Origin of the sequence: Salinisphaera sp. LB1 (genome assembly GCF_003177035.1) — a bacterium.
Taxonomy (GTDB): domain Bacteria; phylum Pseudomonadota; class Gammaproteobacteria; order Nevskiales; family Salinisphaeraceae; genus Salinisphaera.
This window is the reverse complement of sequence record NZ_CP029488.1, coordinates 1,587,926-1,609,854: the sequence shown is the minus strand read 5'-3', so window position 1 is coordinate 1,609,854 and position 21,929 is coordinate 1,587,926. Positions and strand designations below refer to the sequence as shown.

7 protein-coding genes are annotated in these 21,929 nt (G+C 62.1%); 1 reads left to right on the top strand and 6 read right to left on the bottom strand.

Annotation, left to right across the window (positions count from 1 at the left end; genetic code table 11):
- Window positions 1-85 precede the first annotated feature (85 nt).
- From SALB1_RS07205 to SALB1_RS07185, 5 genes are all read right to left on the bottom strand, one after another.
- Window positions 86-1,720, bottom strand: a complete 1,635-nt coding sequence (locus SALB1_RS07205; protein WP_109993254.1) for a ShlB/FhaC/HecB family hemolysin secretion/activation protein — start codon at window positions 1,718-1,720, stop codon at window positions 86-88.
- A gap of 36 nt (window positions 1,721-1,756) precedes the next feature.
- Window positions 1,757-3,013 (bottom strand): hypothetical protein, encoded by a 1,257-nt coding sequence (locus tag SALB1_RS07200; protein ID WP_109993253.1) that lies wholly within the window; start codon window positions 3,011-3,013, stop codon window positions 1,757-1,759.
- A gap of 219 nt (window positions 3,014-3,232) precedes the next feature.
- The gene (locus SALB1_RS07195; RefSeq protein ID WP_109993252.1) at window positions 3,233-9,475 is read right to left on the bottom strand and encodes a hypothetical protein; all 6,243 of its coding nucleotides are present in this window, start codon (window positions 9,473-9,475) and stop codon (window positions 3,233-3,235) included.
- Complete coding sequence (locus tag SALB1_RS07190) at window positions 9,384-19,265, bottom strand: leukotoxin LktA family filamentous adhesin (RefSeq protein WP_109993251.1); 9,882 nt, start codon at window positions 19,263-19,265, stop codon at window positions 9,384-9,386. Before SALB1_RS07190 ends, SALB1_RS07195 begins: the two co-directional genes overlap by 92 nt.
- Before the next feature lie 108 nt (window positions 19,266-19,373).
- A complete protein-coding gene (locus SALB1_RS07185; protein ID WP_109993250.1) occupies window positions 19,374-20,177 on the bottom strand; it encodes a SapC family protein in 804 nt (267 codons plus the stop codon).
- 832 nt (window positions 20,178-21,009) lie between these two features.
- On the opposite strand from SALB1_RS07185, the gene SALB1_RS18720 reads away from it, so the two are divergent.
- Entirely contained in the window at window positions 21,010-21,372 is a 363-nt protein-coding gene (locus SALB1_RS18720) for a hypothetical protein (RefSeq protein WP_145961265.1), read from the top strand.
- Here SALB1_RS18720 and SALB1_RS19005 read toward each other — a convergent pair.
- Complete coding sequence (locus tag SALB1_RS19005) at window positions 21,333-21,491, bottom strand: hypothetical protein (protein ID WP_158590664.1); 159 nt, start codon at window positions 21,489-21,491, stop codon at window positions 21,333-21,335. The two genes, SALB1_RS18720 and SALB1_RS19005, sit on opposite strands and share 40 nt — an antisense overlap.
- Window positions 21,492-21,929: the final 438 nt, after the last annotated feature.

Genomic DNA, 21,929 nt, shown 5'->3' with positions numbered 1-21,929 from the left:
GGTGTTGGCATCATGGTCAACGGTTTTCGTCGATTGAGCATGTTTGACAAACCTCGAAGTGGCTTTTGAAAGGAGCGCGCCACGTTCACGGCGACCAGTAGCCGGTGATACGAAAGCCCAGGCGATAGTTGTCCTGACTGGGGGTGACGGTTTTTAGCGGATAGCCCGCGCTGAAGTCGATGCTCACCCAGTGGCGATACGTGGCCGACAACCCGACACCGGTGCTGTCGAGATATTGTGTCTGGGGAAACGACTGATAGACGCCACCACCGTCGACAAACACAAACGCACCGAGCCAACTCAACAGGCGCCGGTGGAATTCGAGCTGGCCGTAGAACCCACTGCTGCCCGCAATCACACCCTGTTCATAGCCGCGTACGCTGTTAATGCCGCCGATCTGGAACAGGTTCTGGCTGGGCAATTGCTTAGCCGGGGCATACTGACCGTCCACGTTCAGCGACAGCGAATAGGGGCTGGCACCGAACGTCTGCAGGTAGCTGGCCTGCATATCGTAAACAAAGAAGAGGTGTTGATTGTCGAGGGTTTCCTTGGAGTGTAGGCCGCCCACGGTCTGGGTCAGCGACCAGCGATGATGGCCGGTGGTCTGCTGCAGAGTGAGGCCGGTAGATAACTGCTCGGTAGTGCTGTCGGCAATCTTTTGATGGGCCGCATCGGTTTGGGACGTGGCAAAGGAGCCAGCGCTGGCCCAGGTGAGCAGCCAGCGCTGGGTGGCAATCAACGGCTGGGTGAAGTTGAGGGAGACGGTCGACGAATGCCCGGTGATGTCGAGTTGCTGGAACGGCCCGTGGACGATATTGATCGCGTTGCGAGAATAGCTGACGCCGAGTCGGCCGTTGGCATGATTGACCGGCAGCGAATAGGACGCAAAACCGGACAGGTCGCCCCGGGAGCCGACAAAGTAGCCATCGAAGCGATCGTCCATGCCGAGCGGGTCGAACCATCGGAACGACAGGCCGCCCCGATAGCGACCGGTGCTGTCGGCGCCGGCATTGTCGATAAACGGGTCGATGCTGATGCGATTGGGCTCCTCGCTCAACAGCAGGATCCGGGTCAGACCGGTCTCGGCCCCCGGTTGGAGCAGGGCGTGAAGCTGGATGTCACTGGTGCGATTGAAGAATATCAGGTTGCGTTTGAGCTGTGCGCCGTTGACCACCTGGCCGGGCGTCTGTCCCAGCCGGGATGTAATGAAGCCGGCGCGGGTATAGGTGTTGTGCTTGATCTCCAGTGCGCCGAGCTTGCCTTCGATGAGCTGGATATGCACCACGCCGTTGCGGATCTTCTGCGGCGGTAGCACAGCGCGTGCGGTATAGATGTCGCGCTGGATATAGCGCTTGTTGACGTCCGCCACGATCTTGCGCAAAGCGCCGACATGTACGCTGTGGCCGACGTAAGGGGCAACGATCGACTGTAGCGTCTTTGGGCTCAGAAAATGCGAGGCGCTGAACTTGACCGCCTTCAGTTCAAAGCGGGGGCCGGCGTTGACGTTCGCTTTTTTCGATCCGGCCTCCGGCGCGTTGATGATCGGGTTTTTCGCTGCCTGTGGCTGTTGCGTATTTTCCTGGCGCTGATAATACGCCTGTGTCTGCTCGGTCCGATTCTGCGCCGCGCCGGCGCCGAGGTTGGCCGGTGGAATGGTCGCGGACAGCGCCGGTCCGGCGAGCAGGCCGAGTAGCGAGGCGAGCGCGATTCGCTTGAGCATGGTCCCCCCAAGAGCCCGATCAAACCGGCTCGATGATTATTTTTGTGTGGACGGTTGGCCGAGGTTCAGGGCGACGCCGGATGTCGGGGCACCGAGCAGCATGCTGTCCGCCCAGATTCTCTGGTCGGCCAACGGCTCGTTGCTGTTGATGACTCCGCTAACGCCACTGCCCGGATAGTTGAGACTGCTCCGCAGCGTTCGGAACGTGTGCCGTACCGCGCTTTCGCCGCCGTAGGGCGTGCGCCCGTATCGATGTGGCGAGGTGTAGTTCGAGACCTGGTTCGTCTGGTAACCACGCCGATAATGGGTCACGAAGGCGTTGGTCATGATCTGCCGATGATCCTCGCGGAGATAAAAATTGTAGGTTGGCTGGGTCAGCTGGAAATCGACGTTGGACAGCTTCGGCGTGACGTTGTCCAGCAGCAGGCTTGTGCTCGGCGTATTCAGGCTCAGAATCTGCGATATGTTGCCGGCCTGGATGTTGACCTTGTTGGCAGTGGTGTCGACCTGCGCCCGCGCGGCGACCAGACGATTGAAGATCAGCCCGATCGGGGCGTCGATCGACAGACGCAGCTTCTGCGCCCGGCCGTTCTTGTAGCCGGTGACGATCATGGCAAACGGATCGGCCGGCGGGGTCGCGGTCTGCGTGACGTGGGCATCGATGTCGGCGGCAGCCAGATTCAGCCGGCTTGCAATTTCGGCGTCCTGCACCGTAATCGCCTTGTCGGCACTCAAGTTCGCATGCGGGGCGGTCAGACGGGTGCCGGTCACAGACCCGCCGGTGGACTGGACGGTAATGCCGTCGCCGGCAGCTAGGTCAATGAACTTGATGTCGCTGACGCCGATCAGACCGAGGTCCTTGCCGACGGTCACGGTGCCCAGGGTCAGGCTCGACCCGGCCTTCAGATCGACGGAACCGCCGGCGGTGATCTTCTGGATGGCGAGATCGGTACCGGCTGTGGCATTGATGTTGCCCTGGGTGGCCGTTAGCTTGGCGCCCGTCAAGGATGTGCCCGCCAATAGGTTGGCGTTCTGACCGGCCGTGATCGTATCGAAGACGATCTCCTTGAAGGCGTTCAACGTGACGTTGCCGGCCGCGTCGATGGAACCGCCGCGGATACCCCCGGCGGTCGATGTGCCGGTCACGTCGGCGCCGCTGGTGAGTTGCTTGAACTTTAGATCATTCACTGCGTCGAGCGTCTGATCGCCGCCCGAATCGGTGGTACCCAGGGTCATGGCGCTACCGGACACCAGGCCCAGGGTCGCTGCCGAGGTCACCTGTTTGAGCTGCATTGCGCCACCGGACTTCGCGTCAACACTGCCGCTTGTGGCGGTAAGCGTCGCCCCAGTTAGCGTCGCGCCGGCTGTAACGTCGGCGTCCTGTCCGGCAGTGACGCTGTCGAAACCCGTATCCGTGGCAGCTTTCAGCGTGGCGGTGCCCGCGGCATCGCTGGAGCCACCATGGATAGCCCCGGCCGTCGATGTGCCGGTAAGGTCGGCCCCGCTAGTCAGTTAGTTAAACGTGAGGTCTTTGACCGAGGTCAGGATCTGGTCGGCGCCGGAATCGGCCGTACCCAGGGTCATGGCGCCGCCGGCGTTCAGGTTCAGGCGCGTGCCGGTGCTAGCCGTGGTGAGATCCATGTTGTCGCCGGAGGTGAGCCGCGCAGAACCCTCGCTGGCGGTCAGTGTCGCGCCGTTTATGGCGCCGTCTGCCTCTCCTGTCACATTCTGGCCGGCCAGCAGATGGGTAAAGTTGAAATCGCCGTGAATGACGACGTTGTCTGAGCCCGTGTGGGCGTTGAAATCGGACGACTCCAGCCCTCTCAGGTCGATGATGTTGATATCGCCGCTGTCGCTCTGGGCCGTCATGTTGGCCGTATCCACGGTCAGCGGATCACCGATGCTGGTACCCGCGGCCAGATTGATCCCGGCCCCCACGCCAGTAGCGGTAATGTTGGCGGCATTGTTGCCGAGGCCATTGGCCAGAATGGATCCGCCCGCCTGAACATCCACTGCCAGGCCATTGGCGAGATCGCTTGTGGCCGACGTCAGCAGGAGGTCGCCAACGGCCGTCAGGGTGCTTTCGTCCGCGCTGTATAGCGTATCCAGCATCGCCTTGCCGCCGCTGGAGGCGTTCAGTGTGCCGTGATTCGCGTTCAGCGTTCCCGCGGTGAGGTCGCCCTGGGAGACGATATCCAGCGTATCGCCGTCCGCCGCGAAATGCCCGACCTGCAGGGAATGCGCTGAATCCGGGCTCTCAAGTCGCGCGGAGCCGCCGGCCGTGCCATCCAGCTCGCCGTCGGAGCCGAGCTGGACTTGCAGGTACTTGCTGTCGTCGTTGCGGAAGCCGACGCCGTCCCGCGCGGTCAGTTCGATGTTCTGACCATTCACCGAAAGCCCGTCCAGGAAACCGTAAATACCGCCGTCCGGGGCGTCCAGGAAAATATTGTTGCCTGCGCCTACACGCCCCAGAACCAGATCGTGGCCGATAGCCTTGAGCACCACATCCTGGCCGGCATCGGCGGCCTGGAGCGTGCCGTCGATACTATAGGTCAGCGGCGCGGCCTCAACCGGGGGCGAGCCCGCGGACTGGGCCGGCGTGCCAATGCTGCCGGCGCTACCGGCCAGCAGGGTGAGATCGCCACCCGCGGTGATTACCGGCTGAGTGAGATCAGGCAGGCCATTGATGATGCTGTCCACAGAGATCAAGCGCACATCCTTGCCCGCAGCGATACTCGCCAGCGTCAGGCCGCTGTTGTCCTGAAGGAATATGGAACCGTTGCCGGATGGTGCCGTGGCGTTCACGGTGCCCGAGGTGGTAAGGAATAGCGGCTCGGTTTGCTGCACGTCTATTTCCGTGACATCACCGTTGGCATCCCTGATCAGCGTGACGTCGCCCGGTGCTGAAGCGGCTGCCAGCGCAGCCGCCTTGTCGTCGCTGAGGGTGCCGTTTTTGAGATCCGTGGCATCAATAGCTGTCGTTTGTCCCAGCGCGCCAATACTTGCTTGGGTGGTCAAAGTCACGCTGCGACCGACTACATTGGGCGTTGCTGTGCCCACCGGGGTATTACCAGCGCTGTCCAGTGCCTGCTTGTTGATTGCCTGCACCAGCTGCCCGGGGGTATAGACGGCTCCGTTGGTGAGGCTATCGATCTGGCTGCTCGTCGCCTGATAGGCGAAATCGGGATCGTATGTATTAAAATTCGGCTGGGTCGTCGCGTTCGAATCTATGTTGTTCTGAAAGAACGTCAGTAGTGAGTGATACTGATCATTAACATAGCTTTGCACCTGCGCGGTCGTCGCTTCGTTCAAACCCAGCGCAGCGCTGACCAACGGCTTGTATAAAGCCACCTTGCTCGCGCCGAGCTGATACTCCCCGCTGTTGCTGACGCTGCCATTTTGCAACAACTGCCAGTACTGATTGTATTTGGCGTCGACTGTGTTCTCGAAAGGTGTCTTGGAGTTGCTCTCGGCAATCTGTGCGCCGTTTTCATCGCTGGTCAGGTGCAAATCCTGGCGCACCTTGGTTAACTGCGCCTGGGACAGGGCCTGTCCGGAGGTGGTGCCGCTGGCATCCACCATGGAGCCTCGAGTGGCGGCGAGGCTCACGTTTCCGGCAGTCGACTGGATCAGGCCGATACGTAGGTTGCCGTAATCCTCGACCAGGTTGATGTCCTGCAGGCCGGTCAGGTTGACCACCCCGCCGTCCGGGCTGCCGTTCGCATTGATTGCGGGATGGGCCGAAAGAGTCAGCGGCATGGAATCAGTGCCAATACCACCCGACGTGCTGACGAGCGCGATGTTATCGGCGGTTATGTTGTCACCGGCATCACCCGCGGTGATGGACTGGGCCGCCTGCAGCACGAGATCGCCATAGCCCTGGGCGGCATTGCCGATGCTGATATGTCCTACGTTAACGCTAGAGGCAAACTTCTGATAAACACCCTGGTTACCGGCGGTTACGTTGAGCAGGCCGCCAGTCAGCGACCCCAGAAGGGGCCGGTCGGCGGCGGCTATACCGTCATTCGCATTCAGGGTCAGACCGTTGGAGATGATATTGCCCTGCAATCCTTCATTGATCGCGCCGCCGGCGTCAATTTCGGTCGGACCGCTGGGATTATAGATCTTACCGGCGATCAATACCGTGCTGGGGCTGGCGATATTTACCTGCCCCTGGGCATTGCCAGTGAACGATATTCCGATCGGATAATCCGCTTTCACCGAAGAAGTCAGATTCAACTGTGCCTGGGTGGGGTAGATGTACTCGAAGGCTCCACCCATCTTCCGCCCACTGCCGGTGTCGTAATAGCCGGTTTCCGGAAATCCGTAATTGCAGGTGCCCTTGTCGCAGCCGTGATAAATCACGTGCTCCACGGACGCTATATTATGACCATTGCCTAAGCCGGAAAATACGCCGTAGCTCGCAGTGCCGGTGATGCTTTCCTCGAATTCCGGCGCGTCAGCCGAGTTTCCGGGGGTGATGGTCACGCCGGTGAGCTTGTACTGCGGCGTATTGGTCGCGTTGTTGTTCGCGTCCTGATAGTGCCAGGGGGAAAAGGTTGTGAGCGTGGACAGATCCCGCGCCAGTTTGACCTGTTGCGTCCATTGATAGCGCAGGCCTGTTTCCGGCATGTACTCCAGATTGGCGGGTGCGCTGTTGTAGGAGGCGTCAAGATGCGCATTATCCACGGAGGCGGCGCCGTTGGAGTTGTCATATACATTGAGGCCTACTCCCTGCTGATCGATATACCAGTGGGTCTGGGCTATATCCTTCCCGTTCACTGAAAAAGTCTTTTCCGTGTCGGTGATCTTGATCTGACCCAACGTATTGCTGCCCGTGTTGATGTCACGCACCTCCACCGGCAGCGTGCTTTTACTGTCCACGGTGACGTGGCCGTAGCCGTCATTTATATTGATATTCCCAATTGTGGTGGTATTGACGATGCCACCGTTCAGCACCACGACACCCCCACCCGAGGCATTGATATTGTTCACCACGACGCGCTTGTTGGCCACGTCGTACTGCACTTGTGCCGGCAGGCCGGGTATGGAGGCCTGATTGACCGACCAGAGTTGTTGTCTGGTGCCATCCATCATGTAGTTCTGCGGCACATCCACGATGCCGCTGGACGCCGGCTGATCGCTTAGGTACTGATCGATATAATCCTGAAAATATGGGCTAACAGAGACCTGATAGTCTGTCGGACGCCCCGCGTCCAGTTCACCGGAAATATTGATGTCCTTACCGGTAATGGAAATAATTGCCGCAGAAATCAGTGAACCGCTGTCGCCACCGTTGCTGGGCGGTGCATTGTTGTTACTGGCGTTAAGGGCAAGTTGTTCCAGCTCGGGGAAGTAGGCGTCACCGGCATAGCCCTGCGGCAGGCCGCTATAGGCGCCGCCCACGGGACTCAAAGCCTTGGCAGTACCCTCGCTGCAGTCGGCCCCGGAAACAGCGGATGCGCACTGGCCCAGAAAGACGTAGGCCGACCCTGACGGTGTGTAGGTTGTACCGCTGCCGTCGGGGTCTTTGTCCCAAAACAGAATATTGTTGTCGTTCAGGGCCCTCCTGGTGAGCATGTTGTTGTACGAGCCGCCGAACATGGCATTGGCCACATAGTCCACCGCCTTGTTGGCGTTACCTAAATCTATCTGCCAGCTTGCAAAGACCCCGAGTGGGTCACTGCCGGCGTTGAGGACGCTGTTTGGCTTGTAGATGGCCACGGCGCCGTTGGGCGCAATCTCGGTGACCTGCAGGGCGGAGATGAGTGCGAACTGACCAATGGAACCGCTGGCGTTGGTGATGTTCACCTGGCCGGAATCGTTGGTCACGTTGCCGCCTATGAAAATGGCCGCGCCCTGATTCAATGTACTGGGATCGCCCGGCACTTTCACGACATTGTCACTGGTGTTGTTGATATTAATGACCGGCTTGGCGCTATCGGAAGTTGGCGTCAATTGCAGGGCTGTATCGCTGCTCTGCGAAGCCGCCCCGGTGAAGACAACCTGCCCGCCATCCGAACCCGGAATCTTGATACCGCCCAGAACCAGATAGTCGTCACTGGCGTTTTCGACGTTGATCTGTGGGCCGCCTTGGGCCGTGATATGGCCGCTACCGGAGAGCTGGTCGGCATGGACCGTTACGTTACCGCCAGCCGCGTAAAGAGAGCCCAGGGTGGTTGCTGAGGTCGGCCCCTGAGTCGTCGTCATGGCCAGGGAATCCAGCGGCGAGAGCTTATCGGCGGAGGGCTCGGTGGGGTTACTGCCGCTCGAGGATGTGTCGCCGCTGCCCCCAGTGCTTACCGCCTCGCCAGCCGTGCCTGCAGGCGAGACGCCTGTCGGCGGCTGAAGCGGGCCGGACTCGGTAGAGGTCGGGTCCGTATTGCCCCCCTGCGGATTGTTGGCATCAAAGCCGCTGGAATGAGCTTGAATGTAGTCCTGCGGTTGAAAATCATTCTGTTGGTAGTAATACAGCGGAGCTCCGTGATCGTGGGTCAGTCTTCCGTTGGCGCCGATGTTGACTTCGTCGTCGGCATAAATGCCGGCAGTGACCGATCCGTCGAGGGCCACGTCTCCGGAGTGCGCAGAGGTGGCATGACTATCGTGGTTAGTGACCGGGACGAAGCCCGCCTCGAACCCTTGGCCCGTGCCATCGGCATTCACGGCCGGCTGGCTCTCGTAGGCGCCCAGCGTGACATCGCCACCGCCGAGCAACTGGCTGCCGTTGCCCACATTGACGTGCGCATTGCTGGTTCCCTGTGTGGTCGCGCTGGCGGCCGGAATGGCGATGATGCCGCGCACGTAGGAGGCGGCCAGGGAATCAATGCTTAAGAGGGTCGGAATATTGCCAGCCGGGTCAAAACCGGCTGTCACGTTGATGGCGCCGAAGGCCAGCAGTTCGTCATTGCCGGCCAGGTTCACCGTCTGATCGGTACCGACGATGGTGCTGGCGTTGGCATCGCCCACGGCGCCGCCGCCGTAGGTATGATCCTCTGCATTCTCTGTGACCTCGCCCTGGGTGAAGGTGCCAAGCCCGACGTTGCCGCTGGCTACGAGCTTATCCGAATCGCCCAGCTGTACTTTGTTGTTTAAGGTCGCGCTGAGGCTGGACGCAGTACCGCTGCCACCCAACACGCCGCCTACATCCATAGTCACCGTGTCGTCGGCGTGCAGTATGCTGCTGGCCGTGATGATCACGTTGCCAACTCGGGCGAACGGATCGTTGCCGCTGGTATAGGAATAGCCGTCATACTGGGTCAGTAGTGCCTCGGCGACAGCCTGATCCAGTCCGGCATCCAACGTCACGCCATCAGCAACCAAGACATCGGCGTTGCCGGTCAGAACGGTTTTACTGGCCGCTGCAGCACCCGCTAGCACGCCCCCGCTGCCGCCGGTCACGGCAGCATCCGGATTATTATCCATGAAATGATTTTCGGCAGTGATCAGAATATTGCCGGTGGCGTAGAACTTGTTGCCCGCATCGATCTGCGTCAGCACCGTGCTGCTGGCGTCATTTTCTGCAAACGCCCCGCTGGCGCTGGCCGCACCCGCACTGCTTGAGTTGGCCGTGGCTGCATACTGGTCGGTATGCGCCGCATCCACTCCGATATTGCCGGCCGCCAACTCATTGCCCTGTGCAATGGTGGCCGTCACCGTAGAGTTATCAGCGGTGTTCGACGTGGCGGCATTGCCGGCGACCACCCCGCCACTGCCGGCAGTGGCATCGGAGACGTCCGTATCCGTTCCCACAGCCATTACATTCAGGTGGCCGCTGCGTGGCCCGGCCGAAGCGGTTTCTTGGCCGATGTTGGAAGCGCCCAGAGTCGCCGCAGTCGTGGTCTTTGCGTTGGCATGGGATACTGTGGCCCCCGATTCCGATGAAGCCCACGCCGACGCCGGTGGCCGAAGCCGACTGGTCGGTGGTGTTTATTGCGCTGATTGCCACCGCGCCCAGTGGCAGCCCCACGCCGTTGCCGGTTTGGGCGACTACCGTTGCATCTGATGAGGCCGCGGCCACGCTCGCATCGGCACCGAACAGCACCCCGCCGGCACCGCCCACGGCATGGGCATAGGCGCCGTGCTCATCAGTCAGCGGCGCATTCGTGGCCGCGACTTTAAGGGCAGTAGCGCCGGCGCCCTCGATCGTGGCTTCGTCCCCGATCATCGCAGTCACGGTGGGCGAATCCGCTGCTGTGGCGACCGACGCTCCCAGGCCCACATAGCCGCCAATACTCAGCCCGAATGCGTCGGCTTCGGTCTGTGGATGATCGGTAGCTTCCACATCCACACCACTGCTCCCGGCCGAAACAGAAGCGCTATGCCCCACACCCGCGGTCACTTTGGCCACATCGGAACTGTTGGCGTCCGCTGCGTTGGCCGCAGCCGTCAGCCCTGCCGCTACACCCGCCGCCCTGGCGACGGATGCACCGCCGTCACTGGCGTGCAGCGTAATGCCGTACAGCTGATCCGCGGTGGTATTCGAGCCGTCCAGGCTGATGCCTGTATCCGACTGGCTGTCTGCCGTAACGGTGCCGATTGCCGCGACGACGCTGCTGCTCTTTTTGGCCTGTGCCACGACAACGCCGGCGGCCAGACCGCCCACACTGGCGCCGCCACCGGTCGCGGTGACGCCGCTCTTGTCGTTGGCGTCTATCTCCAGCGTATTGGTGTCATTGCCATGAATCGTGCCCGCCACGTTGGCCTGTACCGTATTGTCGATCTCGGAGATTGCGACCGCGGCGCCGAGACCGACGCCGCCGGCAGCCCCCTGCACGGCGATGGTCTGCACCGCATAACGGTTGCCGTCATTGATCACCGGCAGGCCGGATATGCCGCCTTGCCCCTGACTGCTGTCGAGCCCGTTGAGCGCATCGGCAATGGTGCCGTTGTCCACCTCGGCGTCGATGAGTACGGTGCCGGTGGCATTGAGCACCGAATCGCTGTCCACCGTGGCGCCCACGGTATCGTAGACCAGTGTGAACCCCACCGCGCCGCCCGCCCCCAGGAAACCGCCGGCGGCCAGATTGCCGACGATGTTGGACACGGCATTGGTGTCCGTCGCCTGCACGGTGAGCCCAGCGCTGTCGACGTGACTGTGGGTGATATTCGCTGTCGTGCCGTCGGTGCCCTGATTCAGGTTGCCGTTACCGTCCAGCAGGGAAACCTGGCTGGCAGAGTTGACCTGAGTGAGCTCGCTGGAGGACAGCGTATTGCCAGTTTCATCACCGCTCACCGGCGAACTGGTGCCGAAGCTGCCCAGCTTGGACAACGTGCCGTCGCCGCCCTTGTTGAGTTCGTCGTTGGGGTCGTCGCCCTGGTCGTTGTTGGCCAGACTGCCCTGGCCGAAGACGATCACACCAGCGGCACCGCTGATGCCCAGATCTGCTCCAAGCGCCCCCGAAATAGTGGTCATGTTGATGGTCTTATCGCTTTCGGCAGTCACTGCAACCGCACCGCCCTTAGCGTTGACCTGACTGTTTTCGATGGCTGCGCTCACCTGGCTGTCGAGCACGATGACGTTGGCCGACGCGCCGGCTGCGTGCCCACCCCCACCCACCGCCACCGAGCCGGCCGTGGGCGAGAGATCCAGCGTTTCCTGGGCCGCCACCGTCACCGAGTGGGCCGCGTCGTCATTTGTATCCTGATCCAGCTGAACGCCGTTGAGATACGCGTTGGTATGGTTGCCGACCACGGTGACTGCGGCCATGCCTGCGATCGCGTCGCTGCCAGCCGAGGCGGTCAGGGTGGTGCTGCTCAGATTGGTGACGGAATCTGCCCGGACCGTCACGCTGCCCGGCACGTGCAGCGTCGTATCCGCGTTTTCGTCCCCGATATAGGCATCGGTGGTGTTGTTGCTGATGCCGAGCAGAAAAGTGCCCGCCAGTCCGGCAGCGCCGAAAGCGCCGGAGCCGCCGTCCAGGTTGGCGTCGTTTTCGCTCTTCGCCTTCACCGACAGACTGCCGGCGTTAATGGTGCTGGCGACCCAGGCCAGATCCGGGGGCGGGGTGGCGTTATCGACGGAGTCACCGACAACGTAGGCTTCGGTGTCGGCGTTGAACAGGTTGAGAATGCCGGTACCGGCGCCGCCCGTGATCGCAGCGGCCAGGCCCGCCGCGATGCCCACGGCGCGCTGGCTGGCCTCGGCGTCTATGCCGGTTTCACCTTTGCTGGTTAGGGTGACCCCGCTCAGATAGGCCTGGGTGGACTGGTCGAAAGCATTGACGTCGACCGCGCCGGCGGCGGCAACATCGCCTGTGCCGCCGGCGAAGCCGGCCACGAAGTTGGCAGCGTAGGTATGGCTGCTGCCGATGACGCTGACTCGCTGATCGGTGCCGGCGCGGTTCTGATCATCGCCCTGATTGATCTGGGCGTCCTGAATATAGGCCTGGGTCGTGCCGCCCAGCACGTTGGCGCCAATCATGGCCGACAGTGCCGCCGACCCCTCGGGATCGAACGACACGGCCAGGCTCAAGCCCAGTGTCGCCACGCTTTGCTGGCTGGCGGCGTTCACGGCCAGACCCGTGACGTTGACCGCGGCTTCGCTCAAATCCGGCGCGGCGTAGTCGCCACGGCTGTGGACCTGGGTGACATCCAGGCTGTCGGGGTGGGAGAGCTGGCCGCTGGCAACATTGAGCTGATCGCTGCTGTGCTTGGCCAGCGCGTTCACGTGGGTGTCTGTCCCGTCGATATAGGCCGACGTGGTGCCCTGCAGGTCGTTCACCACCAGGCCGAAGCCCAGTCCGGCCGTCACCCCGATCCCCAGACTGCCGGCGAAAACATCAATGCCCTGGCGGTTGTGCGCCGTGACGGCGACGTTGTCCTCGGCGGTCACGTCCGCGCCGCCGGTGATGTCCGCGGTGACCGAGCCGGTTTCTACATTCACCGCCACCGAGGCAGCACCGCCCACTTCGCCGCCACCCCCCACACCGGCAGCCAGGGTCTGGATATTGGCGCTGTTGGCGCTGTTCGGATTGCTGCTGTCCGCCGCTACTGTCACGTTCCTGGCGTGGTATGTACCCCCCGAAAGCTCGGCGGTCACGCCGTTGCCGATATGGTTGACCGCAACCGCGGCGCCGCCGCCGCCATCGGCCCCGACCCCGGCCGAATCCGCCGACGAGGTAATGGAGGAATCGTCACTGGCGCTGATCGTGGTGTCATTGCTGGTATCGTTAACAGCGACGTTGCTAACCTTGGCGCTAATAGTGTTACCGATGGTATTGGTCGTCGCTGCGCCGGCCAGCGCGACGCCGCCCGAACCCGCAGCGGCGACCGCCAGGGTCTGAATATCGCCGGAGGAATCCGCTCTGACGTCGGTGGTGCCCGCCACGTCCAGGGCCGACTTCTCCAGCGTCGCGCTGGTGGTATCAGTGATCGCGTTGAAGCCCGCGGCACCGCCCACGGCGCCATCGCCCGCGGCGAGGGCAACCGCGCCGGCAAGCGACTGGATGGTCGCGCTGTCCGTGGCCTTGACCGTCAGCGACTGCATGGATGCCTTGGTGGACAGCGCGATACCAGCCATCCCGCTAGCATCGGCGGTCGTGGTGTTGCCGATGAGGTTATCCGTCAACGAGCCTGCTGCGGCGAAGCCGTCGGAGACCGAGCCGCCCACGGAAATACCTTTGATTTTGCCGCTGCTGTCGGCAGTCACCTGCACGGCATCATTTATGTCCAGCTCGCTGTCCGCAAGGCTGGCCGCGGTATTGGCGGCAATGTTGTCGATGGAGAAGGCCGCGCCGACGCTACCCTCGCCCGCCGATGCGGCGATGCCGCCCGACAGTGTCTGGATGGTGGCGCTGTTGGTCGCATCCACGCCCAGGCTATGGGCAGTGACAGTGCTATTGCCCACCGTGGCGTGGGTATAAGTCTCGCGCAGATCAGCCAAAGGCGTGGCATCTTCCGTGCCGATGTCGTTGATGCTGAAAGAGCCCGCCAGGGCAATGCCGTCACCCACGGCGCCGGCCACCGCCGCCGACTCGATATCGCCGCTGGAACAGCCCTGAACCAGGACATTGGCGCTGACGGCGCTGTCGCAGCCGGTCGCGGTGTCGGAGCCGGTGGTAGTCACCTGGGAGTGGGTGATGCTGGCTTTCGTCTGGTTGCCGATTTCATTGAACGAGATCGCCACACCTGCCGCTGCACCGTTGGTGGCAATCGCTACGCTGCCGGCCAGTGTGTCGATCTGCGCGCTGTTGTCGGCGACCACTTTCAGGCTGGCGGCATTTATAGTGGTGGTGTTCGTGACCGCGGCCGAATCACCCACGGTGGCGGTGACGTTGTCATTGACCAGATTGGCGGTGGCCGAGCCCAGGCCGGCGAAATCGCCGTCGGACAGACTCAGCCCCACCCCCAGCCCGATTATGCGGGTGTCGTCGGTCGCCTCCACTGCCACCGCACCGCTGGTGGAGATATCCGCGTGCTCGATGCCGGCCGAGAAGGTATCGCCAATATCGTTGTAGGCGAAAGAGACGCCCACGTTGTTGGAGGACGCGCCGACCGCCCCGGCCACGGCAAAGATGGCCGTACCCTTGGCGTCATCGCCGCCAATCGCCGCGCCGGTGAAATCCACGAGTGAGACGATCGGATCGGCGGTGCCGCCGTCTATAATGTTGTCCAAATCGTCATCGGGGGCTTCACCGGCCCCGCGCACCGTCACGTCGCCGCCGATGTCGGTCAACGTCGCCGCACCACTGCTATCACCCTGAATCAGGCCTTTCGTAGTGTTGGTAATTTGGTTGACGACGAAGGCGCCTTCCAGACCGGTGCTCTTGCTTTGCGAACTGGCTTGAATCGTGGCCGCACCATCGGCGATGCGGCTGGCGGACAGGCCCTTTACCGAAACGTCGTTGTAGCCGTCCAGGCTGCCGCCCTGAAGCAGGGAGGAGGCGACATTTTTAATGTCGCTGTAGGTCACTGCGACACCCACGCCCCCCTTGCCGCCCACCGCCAGACTGCCGCCCCCGGCGCCGATGTCGGTGTGATCGTAGCCCGTGATAGTGACGTCGCCGCCGCCCGTGAGGCTGGAATCCGCCACTGTGGCGGCAGTCGTGTTCGTGACCTGGCTGATCGAAGCCGAACCCGCCACGGCGGCGCTGCTGTTGCCGCCGGAGGTATTAACCGACAGGCCCAGGCCCAGGTCCAGTTCGCTGCCACCGCTGAGCGCCTGTACCGTCACGTCCCCCGTATTGGAAAGGGTCGAGCCGCGAATCAGTGCGCGGGTGGGATTTTCGATGAGGCTATAGGCCACGGCCCCGGCGATACCGGCGCTGAAGTTGCTGCTGGAGTTCTTGGCCGAGGCTAGGGCGCCGGCGCCGCTGGCGCTGATCAGTTGGGTATTGTTGATGGCATTGACGGTGACTTCGCTGGCCGTGCCGGAGGCTGACTGGTGGACCGTCGCGCCGTCCAGGTCGGCGGTGGTGCCCAGTTTGGCCAGGTTCACCGTGGCGCTGCCGGAAACGGCCAACCCGAACTTGGGTTTTTTCTCGCTCCCACCGCCGCCGCTATCGCTCTGGCCTTCTTCCTTATTGGCGGAGCTGAACAGCTGGGTCAGCAGCGGCAAGCTGGAAAGGACGTTCTCCGGCGTGAAACCGCTGGTCTCGGAATCGGGATTGAAGAGGAAGTTCTGCGTCAGGTCGAGAAACACAGGACCTTTCTCACCCACGAGTTTGCCGGCACTTCCTCCGGAGCCGGAACCACCTCCGCCACTGCCGCCTTGACTGCCACCCTCCTTGTTGCTGCTGGAAGCCGCCGCGCCCGAGACCGCGATGGCGCCGCTACGCCCGTCCGTCCTGGCCTTGACCGTAAGTTTGGCAGTATTAACCGAGCCGCTGCCGACCGTGCCGGCGGTCAGGACAGCATCGGCGATATTGGGCGGTGTCGTCGCGGTGTCGCCCACAAACTGGGCATCCGCGCTGTTGTCGGCGATGTAGGCCGCGGTATCGGTCTTGAGGTTGTTGACGGCGATACCGACACCAACGCCCGCCGAGGAGCCCTGTGAAATAGCGCCGGCGATCGACCATGCGCCCAGCCCCTGATGCGCGCTGACATCCACGGCGTCGGCGTTGACATTGGCGGACGAATCGATGGAAGCATGGGTGTGATCGTCCACGTTTGCCATGGCGAAAATCACGTTGGCAGAGATACCCGACCCGCGCCCCGCGCTCGGTGTAATGGTGATGAGCTGATCCGTGGCGTCGGCGTCTACGGCCAGCGTAGAGGCCGTCACCGTTGCACCACTGCCGATACCGGCCAGCGTTGTGTTGTCGAAATTCACCAGGTCGACGCCGCCGCCCACCGAGGTGGCGCTGCCTTCGCCGCCGGTGCCGTTCAGGCTAAGCAGCTTGAAATTGCCGGCGTCGGTGATGACCTGCGCCAGGCTCTCAGCGGCGATGTCGACCGCAGCTTTCCATTTGAACTCGTCCTGGATTTCTTTGCTCGGATCGCTCTCGTCGGGGCCGATGTCCACCGTGGTGCTCCAGGTTGCGTGGTCGGCTGCGTTGCTGATGAGCTGGGCGCCAGTGCCCACCCAGGCGGTGGCGTCGTCGTTGACAGCGAGGAAGTTGACGGCACCGGAGACGCCCACATCGCCGGTGTCCGACTCGGCGTCGGCATAGCCGGTGGTAAGCGGGGCGCCGCTTTGCTTGAGATCATCGTAGATCGTGGACAGGGTCTCGGGCACATTGCTGAAATCGGAGACGCTGGCGAGGTCCCAGGGCAATTCCACATGGCTGCCCACACCAATGTGATCCGCCGTGATGTCGGCATCGTTGCCGATCAAGGCCTGGGCGTTGTTGTGGTACAGCCCCACGGCGACGGCCAGACTGATGGACAGATCAGCCGAATTGCCATCCCCGGAGGTGGTTTCCGAACCCGCCGAATTATGTACGTCCTCGCTGGTCGTGGCGGCGAGCACGGCCACCTGACCCGAGGCGTTCACGGTGGTATCGTCGCCGATTTTGGCGGTGGCTTTTTGAGTACTGTCCGTCAAGGCCACGGCAGAGCCCAGGCGCAAGCTGCTGGAATCCTCCGAGCCGCTGGTCTGACCGGTCTCACCGGCCGTGGACGTATCGGCCTTGGTGAAATAGTCGCTCAGCTTGCCTTCCAGAAACCCGGGCAGGTCACCTCCGCCGGAGCCCACGACATCGATGGGGCTCGAGCCGTCGGATTCGTTGCCGGCGGCGGTTTCCGTGCCTACTTCGGTCTTTGCTGTGCTGGAACTGGCATCCACGACGAGAGAGCCGATGGTATTGTCGGACGTGCCGAGATTGGCATTCTCCTCGGCGTCGGCGGCTGTATTAATAAAGGCCAGGGCCGCGGCCAGCCCCGCCGTGCTGCCGTCGGCGACGTCCACCTTGGCTTCCACCCCGAAACTGTTGCTGTTGTGGGCAAGCACGGTGACATTGCCGGCGCTGATGTCGGCGCCGGAGTCGATGGTGGCAGTGGCGTTGATATCGGCGGCGCCGATGGCGGCGGTGAGGCCCACGGTGCTCTGGCTGCCGCTGGCCTCGGCGGAAATTTCCAGTTCGTCGTTATTGATGGCCTTGAGGCTGAAATCCTGTCCGGCCTGCACGTTGGCGCTGGAGGCGACGGTGGCAGTGGCATGGCCGGTCACTTCGCCGAAGACGCCGGCGGCCAATACGCTGTTCTGGGTCAGTTCCAGGCTGTTCAGCGCGGACGTGGCTGCCTTGGTGTTGGTCTCGGCCTCAATGTCCACATGACCGTCGGCTTCTATATCGGCGGTTGCGCCAATACTGATTTTCGCATTGGCATTGGCTATTTCCACGCCTAACGGAGGTGGCGGCACGCCATTGCCGACGACCTTGGAGATGAGATCCGTCACGGCGGTCGGGATGCCCGTGACGCTGGCCACCTGATCCAGGGTATCGCTGATCGACTGTTTCAGGTCGCTGTAGTCCGCCGTGGCTTCGGAGCTGGCGGCGATATCGATATTGCCGCCCTTGAGCGTGCCGTTGACGGTGATGGCCGTCTCGGCATCGGCGAGCCCGAATGGCTGGTTGTCAGTGGCCTCGGCGGTGAGGCTGATATCCCCCGCGGTATACCCACCGCTGGCGAACGCGAGCAGTTGGGCGCCCGAGTTCAGGGTAATGATGGGCGCTTCGAGCGATATATTGCCGGAATCACCCTTCGACAGATCGGACACATCGTTGGGTGCCGCCTTGGCTGCCGACGAACCCGAATCGCTCGTCATGCGAGTGTTGATCACGCCGCCATTCTCGACAGTAATAGTGCCGGCCTTTATCTGTGTATAGACAGCCCCGTTGGTATTCACTTGTCCGCTGATGGTCAGATCATCAGGGTCGAACGACAGCAAACCACCCGTGCCTTTGGGCGCCGAGAGGTCGAAGCTGGCACCGGACAGCATTTCGCTGTGGATGGCGCTGACTTCCACGGTACCGCCATGCCCGCCTTGATCTCCACCACGGGCGCTGACCTGAAGATTATCGACCGTTGCGTCATGGCCAGCCAGAACGGTGATCGTGCCACCATCGCCGGTTGTACCCGCGTTGGCACTGATATCGGTGTTTTTCAGTCCCAAATCATGGCCGACCGTGACGGTTACGGCCCCACCATCGGCGTCGCTGCCCCAACGATCGGCCTGGATTGTGGCACCGTTGAGGGTCGCATCGCCGTCCGCCGCGACGAGCACGCTGCTACCGCCCGTGGTCTGAGCGCCGTCGGCTCGCAGGGTTCCGGATAAATGCACATCACTGGCGGCAATGATCTGGATGCCGCCGTCATTGCTGCGTGCCAGCATCGGCTGAGCCGCGGTCTGGCCGATATTAACCGCCGCGCCAGCGCTCAACGTGTCGGCGCCGGGTTGCTGCTGGATCAAGATGACGCCGGAGGCATCGACGGTACGCGCGTGAATCCGCACGCCGTGCGGGGCATTGACCTGACCCTTGATATCCACAGTCGCATCAGCCGCCTGCGGTGCCGTGCCGGCTTTAAGTGCGCTGACCGAGGCCGCGTTGATGATGCCGCTCGGGCCGATGACCCCGTCCACGAACTGCTGGGTCGGCGTACTCACCGACAGCGTGCCCACGTTCAGTACGCCCTCCGTGCCCACTAGCATACCGTGCGGGTCGGCAAAGAAGACGTGGCCGCCGAGCTCGCCGTTCTTGAGACTGTTGAGCGTACCGTTGATTAAAATCTTTCGGTCGTGAACCAGATTAATGAGGTTGTCAGTGCCGCCCGGTAGGTGCAGGTTGACGGTGCTGCCGTCGGCTTCTTCGAAGCGATGGAAGGAGTTGAAGCCGTCCTTGCCGCTGACGGTTTGCGTGTTGATGTCGGTGATCTGGCCGTGGACGTCCAGCCGGGTTTGGGTTCTACCGTCCGGGGTAATGACGTTCGGGCCGGCCCAAGCGGGAGCACTCACACCGAAGGAGGCCAGTATCGCGGCGGTCAGCGGCGCCAAGCGAAACGACGGCACACTGGTGACGACCGGCTGCGCCATATGGCGCGCGTGTCCACTGCGCGATTTTTTCTGCGCGGTTCGACAGATGCGGGCGATCTTGTTACTACGTTTCATCGTTATACCCCCCCCAGCCTAGACGTTCCACTGTCTCGGTCGGTTTTTGCTAATCAGTCACCGGGCAAATTAATTCTCTATTCAAATCAGGGTCTAAAGTTCTGGCGCTTAGGGTTGGAACGACGTGTCGCCCTCGGCCTTCAGCCGTTGAGACAACGCATCGACATTGGCCAGCGAAATCAGGTGGGCATAGATCCAGGCGAGCTCGCCGTTGACCAGCAATTGGCGCAGCGCGGCGTCCGTGAGCTCTTGCAGCTTGTTTTCGTTGATCACATGAAAACCACGCAGGGTGACCGGCTCACTGCCTTCGCCCATCCGGCTCTGGATGACTTTCGCTTCCAGCAGGCCGAGTTCGTTCAACCGCGCGACAAACGACTGCGTCCGTTTCATCTGCCCCTGGAAGTGACGCAAAAATGCGATGGCCCGGGTGAGGAACGCACCCTCGCTGCCATCGTCCTCGAACAGCAGCTCCCCTTCCTGCTCATTCAGGCCCGGATAGTGTTCATCCACGCAGACGGTGAAGTCTTCGCCGTTATCCTGTTCGGCAAGCACGAACGGATAGCGCCGCACAAATGCGGGGATATAGCCGCGGGGCCAGTCGCCGTCGGTGTCGACAAACAGGTTCTCGTCCGCCCGCAGCCCTAGCAGTACCGCGGGAACGCTATTTTCCGGCGCGTCGCCGGCAAACACGATCGGATAGTGGCGCGCCGCTTCGCTGAATTCAGCTGCGGCGATAGGAATGGAATTGGTCGCGCGCGCAAACTTATAACTGGCCGTCCCGGATTGCAGGCGCAGCCTAAGGTGCCTGTCGCGGTTCAAGGGTACCGGCTTTTCGTAAAACAGCAGTGCCTTGACCGGCGCTTGACGGCCCTCTTCAATTACCGGGTCAGATTCATTTGCGGTATTGCTCATAAACTCGCGTCCTATTCCAGCGACAACCCGGCCTCACCTGAGGGCTACGCGTACGCGCCGCCGATTGCCTGCATTGCATCAGTAATATCACGGTCCGGCACCAAGATAGCGGAAAATTCGGTTAAATTATTTCCGCCACGGCAAGCTGCGACCAAAAAATAGTCTTGGGAGCTTCTGGATCAAGACATAAGGGCACAAAGCCGCCCATGGCGCTCGATAGCACAAGCCTCCATAAACAATCTGTCTGCAATGAATGTCCAGACGCTGCGCAACAGCGGCGGCGTACTCAAGGCTGAAGCCCAACGGCTTGATGAACACCCCGCCACCGAGCCAGCACCTCAAGCTTGGTCCTAAGCAGAAACCAGAAGCGGCCCGACTGGTCGATGCCGACGCAGCCGGGACCCAAAGGCGTCGAATGGATCTCAAGCAGGTCATTCCGGGCCGCTACGGTGTCGATCTCGATGAGACCACAGAGACACTTACACAAGGAACTGGGCTTTGCCCACGTCAGCGTCCGATCGTCAGCTCGCACACCGCGAACCCAGCGCACCACGATCTCGTTTCGTCAGTCCCGAAAGTTTCCCGAGGAGCCTTAACATCAAGGTCTCGGGCTGAGGATGCACACTACAAATATTTCGCGGCCCGTCCGCCCACCGAACCATCACCACCGTGGCACACCCGCCACGCTCAACCGCACGTCCACCGCGCAATGTGCCTTGTTATCGATAATCTGTGGGACCCGGAGTCTGTCAACGTAGTTGACGCCTCGTTGCGCTGACGACGTGCTTTGCGTTTTCAGCGAACAGCCCTTGCAGGCGGAGCTCCAGTAACAGTGCAGCGTCTGGCCTTTTCCCACCGTGCTGAAACGCCAGATCAGTGTCGGACCGGCCGGGCAGCGATAGGTGTCGCTATCGGGTTCGTAGATGAAGTCGCGTGTGCCGAACCGGCATCGGGCCTGGCGGTTGGAAGTCTGCGGCTTGGGCACATGAACCTGGATGCCGGCCGTCTCGCAGGCCACGATCTGCTCGCCGTTGAAGTCACCGCGGTCGGCGACTACGGCAAGTTCATCGGTTTGCATCGCCGAACGGGCTCGATCCGCCATCGGCTGCAGTTGCGTGCGATCGTGGCCGACGTGGGTGACCTCATGATCGACGATCAGGTGATGTTCGGCATCGACGCCGATTGGACGTTGTAGCCCACCATCCCGGAGCCTTTACCACGCGTCGACATGGAGCGCGCATCCGGATCGGTCAATGAGATCTGCTGGTCGGGCGCCTCATCCATCGCCTTCGCCATGGCCTGCATGCGCTGCATTTCCGATCGCAGCGTGTCGATCTTGTTCCGAAGCCTTGTCGTTCGGACCTCAGTGGTATCGCTTTGGCGCTGGCGATCGGCACCGTCGAGTTCTGACAGGTAGCGGGCGACGCTGGCTTCGATCTGCTCGATGCGCCGCTTGACCTTGGTGCGGGTGCAGTTGCGCTCGAAGCCAAGATCGGCGAGGTCGAGGCTATCGACAGAATATTGACCACTCAGACCCGGTTATCTTCGGTAACGTAGTCATCAAGAGACGCTGGACGCAGCGTGCTCTGGGAACGATCCTTACCTACGACAAAACGACTATCCAGCGCTCCGCGCGCTCCTTGAGCAGGTTAGCCGGCGAAAGACGTTTTCACACAGCCTGGCCCCGGACCCCGAAGCGGCCCTTACAGACTTCGGCTCGCTCAGCCACCGTGCGGCTCGTGCTGCGGGCTT